5 protein-coding genes are annotated in these 7,888 nt (G+C 78.1%); all 5 read right to left on the bottom strand.

What is annotated here, in order from left to right:
• A partial coding sequence (locus ABD994_RS30640; RefSeq protein WP_345425316.1) for a hypothetical protein occupies window positions 1-250 on the bottom strand: 250 nt, incomplete at its 3' end.
• 126 nt (window positions 251-376) lie between these two features.
• A complete protein-coding gene (locus ABD994_RS30635; protein WP_345425313.1) occupies window positions 377-2,320 on the bottom strand; it encodes a hypothetical protein in 1,944 nt (647 codons plus the stop codon).
• Window positions 2,317-4,248: a serine/threonine-protein kinase gene (locus ABD994_RS30630; RefSeq protein ID WP_345425309.1), complete on the bottom strand. Its 1,932-nt coding sequence runs from the start codon at window positions 4,246-4,248 to the stop codon at window positions 2,317-2,319. Before ABD994_RS30630 ends, ABD994_RS30635 begins: the two co-directional genes overlap by 4 nt.
• Window positions 4,249-4,426: 178 nt before the next feature.
• On the bottom strand, window positions 4,427-5,791 hold the full coding sequence (locus ABD994_RS30625; RefSeq protein WP_345425305.1) for a hypothetical protein: 1,365 nt from the start codon (window positions 5,789-5,791) through the stop codon (window positions 4,427-4,429).
• Window positions 5,788-7,888: ATP-binding cassette domain-containing protein (locus ABD994_RS30620; RefSeq protein WP_345425302.1), on the bottom strand; the 2,101-nt coding region annotated here is incomplete at its 5' end. The genes ABD994_RS30620 and ABD994_RS30625, both read right to left, overlap by 4 nt.

Genomic DNA, 7,888 nt, shown 5'->3' with positions numbered 1-7,888 from the left:
GCTCGGCCGGCGCGGGCTCGGCCGGCGCTGCCGGCGCCGCGGCCGGGGCGGGCTCGGCGGGCGCGGTCACCGGGGCGACCACCGGGGCGACCACCGGGGCGACCACGGACGCCAGCGACGACAGCGGGGCCACGCGGATGCCCAGGAGGGTGGCCACCGCGAGGCCCGCGGCCGCGACGATGGCGAGCGCCAGCACGACGCTGGCGATCCACGGGCCGCGGGAGGGCCCCGCGCTCGCGGCCGCCGTCATCGCCGGGCTCCGGCGGTCGGCTCCGTGCTCGTCATCAGGCCTCCTCGGTGCGGTGACCACGGCGGGGGAAGTCTCGGCCAATTCGATCGTGAGCGCACCCCCCGATCCCGGGGTCACGGGTGGGGGTCACGGGGCGGGCAGCCGCGGCACGGTCGCCGCGGCGAGACGGGTGGCGTCGGCGCACAGCGCGTCGGGCGGGCGGGCGCCGGCCACGGTCACCTCGAGCAGCTCGACCCGCGGGCTGCCGTCGACGGCGGTGTAGGAGCGCTGGACCAGCGCGACGCCGCAGGCCCCGTCGCGGGGGGTGACGGTCGCGGGTCGGCCGCCGACGTCGGCGGTGGGGGTGACGGTGCGGCGCCGCTCGACCCCGACGTCGACGACGGACCCGGCGCCCGGCCCGCCGCCCCAGCGGCAGGACCAGCCGCCGGTGCCGGGGGCGACGCGGGTGGCGTCGAGGCCCGGCACCGTGCCGAGGTCGGCCGGGGTGAGCAGCGCGCAGGTGTCGGCGGCGGTGAGCGCGCCGGGCGGGTCGGCCGTCGCGCGCCGCGGCAGCGGGGTGCCGGCCGAGAGCGTGCGGACCGTGCTGTCGGTGGCCGCGTCGGCGGCGGGGCACGGGTCGGCCGTCGACCCCGGCGGCGCGACCGCGTCGAGCGCGACCTGCACCCCCTCGGTGGTGACGACCGTCCGCGAGCACACCCCGGAGCGCGGCGCCGGCCGGCGCACGAGCAGCGCGCCGACGCGCTCCTCGGGGGCCGCGACGACCTCGGTCGCCACCGGCTCCAGAGTGGCGACGACGACCGTCTCCCCGGCCGGGGCGAGCGCGTCGAAGGTGCACGCGGCGGGGCTGCCGAGATCCGGGATCACCCGCGCCGACCCGCCGGGCGCCAGCGCCGCCGGATCGACGAGCGCGCAGGGCTCGGCCGTCCCCGGGTCGCCGACGACGGCGGGGACGACCCGGTCGCCGGGCGCCACCGGACGGGCCGGGGCGTCCGGCCCATCGGGCCGCAGCACCACCGCGAGCACGAGGACCAGGAGCACGAGGACCACCGCGACCGCGGCGACGAGCCATCCGGTGCGCCGGGACGGGGGCGGCCCGGGCGGCGGGGGAGCCGGCGGGGTCCGCGGTGGGCGGGGGAGCGGGCGAGCGTGGGGTGCCGGACCGCCGTACGGGGCGGGTCGGGGTGGGGCGGCCGGCGGCGCGGGGGAGCCGGGGGCACCCGCGCGCGTCACCGCGCGCCCGGGCGGGGCCGCGGACCGGGCCACCGGTGGGCTCCAGCGCTCGGTGACCCCGACGGTGCTGATCACCTCGGTCCGCCGCACCGGCTCCTCGGGGTCCGCCCCGGCGAGCCCGCGCAGCGCGGCGCGCAGGCCCGCGCCGAGCGTCCCGGCCGTCTCCGGCCGGGCCCCGGCGATGTCCGCGAGCGCGGCGGCGAGACGCCCGGACAGGTCGCCGTCCGGGTCGACGGTCGCGTCGGCCGTCGGCACCGCGGCGAGCACGGCGGCGAGGGCGCGGACGTCGTCGTCCTCGGCGACGGCGCGGTCGTCCGGCCGCACGCCCGAGGGCGTGCCGAGCAGCCGCACCTCGTCGCCGGGCCCGACGAGCACGACGTCCGGACCGACCCGGCCGTGCACCAGCCGGGCGGCGTGCGCGGCGGCCAGGGCCTCCGCGAGCTGCTGGGCGTGGTGCAGCAGGCGCGCCGCCGGCAGGGGACCGGCGTCGGCGAGACCGCGGGCGCCGGCCGGCACGTCGTGCACGAGCCAGAGCTGCCGGTCGACACCGGCCGCGACGTCGCGCACCGGGGCGAGCGCGGGGTGCGGGTGCGCCGCCGCGCGCCGGGTGTCCCGGGCGCACCGGGTGAGGGCATCGCCGGCGCCGTCACCGCCGGGCGCGAGCGCGACGGCGACGACGTCCGCGTCGGCCCAGGTGTCCCGGGCCGTCCGGACCAGCGCCGTCACCGGCGCCCCGAGCCGGTAGTGGCCGCCGGACAGCGACTCGCCGTCGCCGCCCGGCGGCTCCTCCGTCACGACGTCCGTCGCGGGCGGCGCGGCCTCGTCGGGAGGGCCGCTCACCCGCCGAAGGTCGAGCGAGCGCGGAACTGCATCGCGTTGAACACCTGGTTGGACTGGTCGAGGTTCGAGGTCCGGATCTCCCAGCTGTAGTTCAGGCCCGAGTAGATGCCGGTGGAGTACACGGTGCCGTTGGACTGCGCGGTGTACAGCGGCCCCTGCTCGACGCCCCCGACCTGCCAGCTCTCGAACTCCTCGATGCGCGGGCCGAGGCGGGCGGTGTCGTCGTACCAGGCGCGCGCGCCCGCCGCGTCCGGCCACCGGGCGAAGATCACGCGGGCGCCAGGGGCGGTGCTGGCGTAGTCGCAGTAGTAGACCTCGGTCGCGACGACGCCGCTCTGGGTGCGCAGCGGGGTGGTCGCGGGGTCGACCTGCTGGCAGTTGGAGGCCGTGACGTCGGGGAAGACCTGCGAGAGCGCGGGCTGCCCCGGCGGCACCGACGCCGACGTGGTCTGGGGGGTGGTCGTCGTGGCGCCGGTCGTGACCGGGGGCGCGGCCGGCGTGGACGAGCCCCGGTTGAGCAGCACCACGGCGCCGACGGCCACGACGAGCAGGAGCACGGCGACGCCGGCGACGATCGCGACGACCTTGCCCTTGCCGCCCTTCGGGGGCTGCGGGGGCTGGCCGTACCACCCGGTCTGCGGCCCGCCGCCGCCCGGCGGCGGGAACTGGCCGGTGCCGTAGCCCGGCGCGTACTGCGGGGTGGTGCCCGGGTAGCCGGCCGGCCCGTAGCCCGCGTTCGGGCCGCTCTGGCCGGGGGCGCCGGGCACCGGGCCGCTGCCCGGTCCGCCCCAGGCGGGGGCTGCCTGCGGGCCGGAGGTCTGCGGCGTGCCGAACGGGGACGGCTGCTGGGGGCCGGGCGTCCACGGCGCCGCCTGCGGTCCCGAGCTCGGCCGCGGGCCGGGTACGTGCGTCGGGGTGGCGGACTGTGAGCCGGCCGTGCCGGCCGCAACACCCGCCGCGCCCGCCGCGCCCGCCGCGCCGACGGCACCGGCAGCGCCGGCACCCGACCCGGGGGCCTGGGCGTCGGTCGGGCCGGGCCCGGTCGGCGACACCTCGCCGCCGACGGCGCGCACGGCGGCGTCGGCGAAGTCGCCGGCGGTCGCGTAGCGCTGCGTCGGGTCCTTGGCCATGGCCCGTGCGAGCACCTCGTCGAGCGCGGGCGGCGAGCCCGGCGCCACCTCCGAGAGCCGCGGCGGCGTCGCGTTGAGGTGGTCGTACATCAGACCCGGGCCCTCGGAGAGGAACGGCGGGCGGCCCGCGATCGCCTCGAACAGCAGGCAGCCCAGGGCGTAGACGTCGACGCGGCGGTCCATCTCGCGGCCCATGAACAGCTCGGGGGCCATGTAGGCGAGCGTGCCGATCGCGGAGCCGGTGCCGGTGAGCGAGCTCTTGGTGTCGCCGCCCATCGCGCGGACGATGCCGAAGTCGACCAGGTAGACGAAGTCGCGCCCGCGGTGCTGGGTGATCAGCACGTTGGACGGCTTGACGTCGCGGTGGATGAGGCCGTCGTCGTGCGCGGCATCGAGGGCGTCCGCCGTCTGACGGACGATCTCGGCGGCGCGGCGCGGCTCGATCCGGCCCTCGCGCTCGATCTCCTCGGCGAGGTCGACGCCGGACACCAGTCGCATGTCGATGTAGAGGCGGCCGTCGATGGTGCCGAAGTCGTGGATCGGGATCACGTGCGGCGACGAGAGCCGGGCGGCCGTGCGGGACTCGCGGCGGAAGCGCTCCTGGTAGTCGCCGTCGTCGGCGAGCCCGCCGTGCAGGCGCTTGAGGGCCACGGTGCGCTGCCGGGACGTGTCGAACGCGCGGAACACCTCGCCCATCCCGCCGCGGCCGATGCGCTGCTCGAGGCGGTACGGCCCGAACGTCTCGGCCGGTTCGCCCGACGACGGCGAGGGCGAGTGGCCGGGGGCCTCGGTGCTCATGGGGCGCTCTCCTGGATCGTGTCCTCGACCCGCCGGGAGACCCGCTCCCCCGCCGGATGAAAGTCACCGAGAGTATGTGTGATCGCCCTGGGTGAGGCCATAGGCCTCACACTTTTCGCAGAGTTCCCTCACGGTTGGTCACAGAATGGCCACCGAGCGGCCCGCGGGGCGCCCGCGTTCAGGCCGGGACCTGCGCCGCGGGGAGGAGCTGCAGCGCCGGGAGGAGACGTCGCGCGTCCTCGGCCGACCGGGTGACGAGGTCCACGGCATAGGGCCGTTCGGCGTACGCAGCCGTGGTGTAGATCGTGCCGTCGGGGGCCGCGCGGGTGTGGACCGGCCCCTGGGTCTCGCCCGCGGCGTCGGTCCACGAGAAGGGGCCGGCGAGGCCCGGACCGCCGGCGGCCTGGTCGGCCTGCCACCGCCCGGCGTCGGCCGCGGTCGGCCACTGCGTGTAGTAGACGGAGGCGCCGGGGACGGTGGCGCCGTGGTCACAGCCGATGACGGCCACGGGACGCGCGCCCTGCGACGTCACGTACTCGCCGGGGCCGGGTCGGTAGGCCGCGCAGCCCGCACCGAGGCGCGCCACGTCGGGGAAGGCTGCGGCGAGCGGCCCGGCCGCGACGGCCACGGGCGCGGTCGGGGCCGCCGGTGCCGGCGCGTCCCCGGCCACCCGGGCCGCGCCGACCAGGGCCACCAGGAGGGCGGCCACGGCGGCCACCGCGGTCACGGCGCCGAGGGCGAGCCACCGGCTGCCCGGGGAGCGGGGCAGGGCGGGGTCCGGCGCCGGCGGGACCGCCGGGGTCACCGCGACGTAGCGCGTCCCGCGCGGCGGGGTGACCGGCGGGGCGCCCGAGGGCGCGCCCGTCGTCGGCCTGCCCGTCAGGGCCCGGTGCGCCGCGTCCGCGAACGCGCCCGCCGTCGGCCACCGTGCGGCGCGCTCGACCACCGCGGCGAGGGCGGGCGGGAGCTCCGGGTCGGCGGCGGCGGGACGCCCGGTGCGCGCCTCGACGAGCAGGTCCGCCAGCGCCCGCAGGTCGACGCCCCGGTCGCCGCCGAGCGAGGCCCCGCCGAACCCGGTGAGGGAGACGACGTCGTGCCCCGAACGCTGCTCGAGCAGGACCCGCGCGGGCGTCACGCCGCCGTGCACGAGCCCGTCGGCGTGCGCGGCGTCGAGCGCGTCGGCGACCTGGCGCACGATCGCCGCCACGCGCCGGGCCGGCAGCGGCCCGCGCCGCGCGATCTCGGCGGCGAGGTCGGTTCCGGGCACGAGGCGCACGGCGAGGAAGGGGCGCCCGTCGACGACGCCGAAGTCGTGGATGGGGACGACGTGCGGCGAGCAGAGCCGTGCGGCCGTCCGCGCGACCAGCCGGAACACCGCCGGGTCCGCCGTCGGCTCCGGCAGCTCCAGGGCCACCGCGCGCCGCCGGACGGTGTCGCGGGCCCGGAACACCCCGCCGCCGAGGTGCTCGACGAGCCGGTAGGGCCCGACGGCGTCGGTGTCGTCGGTGGGGCGGCCGGGACGGGACCCGGCGGTGATCGTCATCGGGCCGGCCGGTGGCGCGGGTCGAGCCGGCGCAGCAGCAGCCCGGCGAGGACGACGAAGCCGACGGTGACCGCGGTCAGCGCGCCGAGGTCGAGCAACCACGCGCCCGCGGTGTGGTCCCAGAGGGGGTCGGCCTCGGTGTATGGCGGCGGCACGCCGGGGCCGGTCCGGACCCCGATCGTCGACGCGCCGAGCGCGAAGCCCCACCGGGCGGGCACGAGCCACGACAGCTGCGCCAGCACGGGGCTGCCGCCGATCTGCAGCAGGGCGCTGGAGAGGATGAACTGCAGCATCGCGAGCAGCACGAGCAGCGGCATGCCGCGGTCGGCGTTGTCGATCCACGCCGACACCGCGAGCCCCACCGCCATGCTCGCCACCGTGGTCAGCGCGATCGCGACGAGGATCTCCAGGCGCGGGTCGGGCAGCACCACGGCCTCGTCCGGCCCGGGACGCCCGACGGTGCCGAGCACGCCCAGCACCACGCCCTGCAGCCCGGTGATCACCGCGAGCACGACCACCTTGGAGAGCAGGTAGCTCGCGCGGGAGAGCCCGATGGCCCGCTCGCGACGGTAGATCTCGCGTTCCTTGACCAGCTCGCGGATCGACGCGGCCGACCCCATCAGGGCGGCGCCCACGACGAACACCATGAGCAGGCTCTGCGGCGCGCCCGGCACGCCCCGCAGCTGCTCGGCCAGCGAGAGGCCGGTGTCCACCGGCAGCGCGTGCGACAGCAGCGCCAGCACCAGCGGCAGCACGACCATGAAGATCGTGTACTGCCGGTCGGCGGCGATGACCGCGAGGTAGCGCCGCGCGAGGATGCCGAACTGGGCGAGCGCGGACTGCTGGCGCGGTGGCGGCGCCGTGGGTGGTGTGCCCGGCCGCGCGGGTGCCGACGCGCCGGGCGGCGGGGTGCCGATCCAGCGCTCGGCGAGCGACGAGCGCCGGTAGCGCTCGCCCCAGTCGACGTCGGAGCGCCGCTCCAGCAGCAGGAAGAGGTCGGCGAAGTCCGACACCCCGAAGTACTGCAGTGCCTCCCGCGGGGGTCCGAAGTAGGCGACCCTGCCTCCCTCCTCACCGGGCGCGCCGGGGGCGAGGAGCAGGAGGCGGTCGCAGACGTCGAGGTTGGCGACGTTGTGGGTGACGACGACGACGGTGCGGCCGTCGTCGGCGAGGCCGCGCAGGGTGTGCATGACGGACTTGTCGAGTCCGGGGTCGAGGCCGGAGGTGGGTTCGTCGAGGAAGAGCAGGGAGGGTCGGGTGAGCAGCTCCAGGGCGACGCTGGTGCGTTTGCGCTGGCCGCCGGACAGGGAGTCGATGCGCTGCTCGGCCTGGCCGGTGAGGCCGAGCTCGCCGATCACCTCGTCGATCCGGCGGTCCCGCTCGGCGGCGGTGGTGTCGGAGGGGAACCGCAGGCGGGCGGCGTAGGCCAGGGCGCGGCGCACGGTGAGCTGCGGGTGCAGGATGTCGTCCTGCGGCACGAGGCCGATGCGCTGGCGCAGCTCGTCGTAGTCGGTGTAGAGGTCCCGGTCGGCGTAGGTGACCACGCCCTCATCGGCGGGCCGGAACCCGGTCAGGGCCCGCAGCAGCGTGGACTTGCCCGCGCCCGAGGGGCCGACGACGGCGAGCAGGCTGTTCTCCTCGAGGGCGAAGCCGACCCGGTCGAGGAGGGTCGTGCCCTTCGGGGTGCGCACGACGAGGTCCTGTGCGCGGAACGCGACGGCGCCGGCGTCCACGCGCTCGACGAGGCGGTCGCCCTCGAGGTGGAACAGGGCGTGCCCGATCCCGAGCAGCATCCCGGGGCGCAGCTTGACGTGCCGCACGCGCCGGCCGTCGACGTAGGTGCCGTTCGGGCTGCCGAGGTCGACGATCTCCCAGCCGCCGACGCCGTCGGCGACGAGCTCGGCGTGGTGGCGCGAGACCAGCAGGTCGGCGACGACGACGTCGTTGTCCTCGGCGCGGCCGATGCGGATGCGCCCGGCCGCGCGCCGGTCCGGCGGGGCGGTCCCGCCTGCCGCCGGGGGCGCCGGCGGCAGGCGGTGCACCGCCGAGAGCCGCCCCAGGCTCCACGGCCCGGCGGGTGGCTCGGGCTCGGGGAGC

This window comes from Actinomycetospora chlora, from assembly GCF_039542135.1.
GTDB classification, from domain to species: domain Bacteria; phylum Actinomycetota; class Actinomycetes; order Mycobacteriales; family Pseudonocardiaceae; genus Actinomycetospora; species Actinomycetospora chlora.
This window is presented reverse-complemented; position numbering and strand designations above follow the sequence as displayed.